Below are 1,659 nucleotides of genomic sequence, written 5' to 3' on the forward strand. Positions count from 1 at the left end.
TAGCCTCGATCTTTCACAGCGCCGGTTGGGTCGTGTGGCGGCCTGACCGGTTTGTGTTTTCTGGTGGTGGTCAGGTCGGTGGCCCGGATGTCGCTCCGGGTGGGCGGGGTTCCACGGCCCCTGGTTCTCCTTCCTGGGTTGTGGGGACGGTTGGTGCTGGTCAGCCGGGGTTGGGTAGTGCCGCGAGGCGTGCGAGGGCGTCAGTGATCAGGGTGGTCCAGGGCCAGTGCCGGGCGATGCGCAGGATGCGGCGGCGTCCGGTGGTGACCAGCCGTCCGGCGGTGTGCAGCAGCCGCAGCCGCAGGCGGCGGGGTTCCCAGCGGCGGGCGGGGCCGGTAAGGGCGAGCATCGGCATCCAGGCGAGCAGGTCGAGGGCGAGTTGCACGATCTCCAGCCAGATCTGGTTCTGCGCGGTGTCGTGCAGGGGGAGGTTGCGCAGGCCGGTGGCGCGGGCGGCGCGGACGCGGTCCTCGGCCCGGGCGCGGCGGCGGTGCCGCAGTTCCAGTTCGGCGATCGGCGTGCCGGGCGTGTTGGTGGCGAAGCAGGTCAGGCGCATGCCGTCGGCGTCGGTGAGGCGCAGCTGGGCGCCGGGGTGCGGGCGTTCTTTGCGCACGATCAGCCGCATCCCGGGCGGCCAGCCGGCCAGCACCCGGCCGCTCAGCTCGGCCACCCAGGCGCCGTGGCGGATCCGGCCGTCCGGCTCGAGGGCCGGGGTCCAGGCCGGGTCCGGGATCTGCAGGACGGCGGCGTGGATGGACTCGGTGATGGTCATCCCGACCGAGTAGCCCAGCCACCGGCCCCGCGCGGCCAGCCACTCGACGAACCCGTGGGTGCCGCCGGCGGTGTCGGTGCGGATCAGGGTGCGGCGGCCACGCCGATAACGGGCGGGCAACTGGGCCAGCGCCAGCTTCGCTGCGGTGATGTGATCGGCGGCGGTGTTGGACCCGGCGTTCCCGGGCCGCAGCAGCCCCGCCACCGGCTCCCCCGATCCGCCGGGACCGTGATCGACGAACGCCATCAGCGGGTGGTGGCCGAAGGTCTTCTTCCAGGTCGGGGCGGCGTCCTGCTTGTCGGAATGCGCGATCACCAGCACCCCGTCCACATCCACGATCACCTGCCCGCCGGTGTCCGGGGCGGCGTCACCGGCCAGCGCCCACACCCGTTCACGCACCTGGGCACGAGCCCGGCGCAACGCCCTCAGCGCCCGCTCACCGCCACCGGCCAGGACATCGATCAGACGGGAGAACGTCGGGTCGGAGGCCACCGGCCCGAACAACCCCGGCTCGGCACGCAGCATCGCGACATCGGCCAGGCAGTCACCGCCCAGCGCCACCGCCAGCGCCATATCCATCACGATCTTGCCCGGATCATGCCGGGCTCGCGGCCTGCGCCAAGGCGCCAACGCCGCCGAAAGCGCGCCGTCCAGCCCGCTCTTGCGGACCGTTTCCACCAGCAGCACGGCCCCGGCCTGCGAGACCACCCCGCGACCACAGCCATCGACGCCCACACGCGGGTATGACCCGATACGCTTGCTCACCTGAAAAGTGCCTTCTGGACTGGTACGGACAGGACCTTCGACAAGCCCTATCCTCCCAGCACAGAGGCACTTTTCTTATCTAAACGGTCACTCCCGGCCCATCGCCCGGTGAAAGCCCGAGG

At 71.7% G+C, this 1,659-nt stretch carries 1 protein-coding gene; it reads right to left on the reverse strand.

The features are described 5' to 3' along the window. Nucleotides 1-160: 160 nt before the first annotated feature. Nucleotides 161-1,537 carry an IS1380 family transposase gene (locus ACFPZN_RS55935; protein WP_378293550.1) on the reverse strand — a complete coding sequence of 459 codons (1,377 nt, stop codon included), beginning with the start codon at nucleotides 1,535-1,537 and terminating at the stop codon, nucleotides 161-163. Nucleotides 1,538-1,659: the final 122 nt, after the last annotated feature.

It is taken from the genome of Actinomadura rugatobispora, from assembly GCF_042656285.1.
In the GTDB taxonomy this organism is placed as follows: Bacteria; Actinomycetota; Actinomycetes; order Streptosporangiales; family Streptosporangiaceae; genus Spirillospora; species Spirillospora rugatobispora.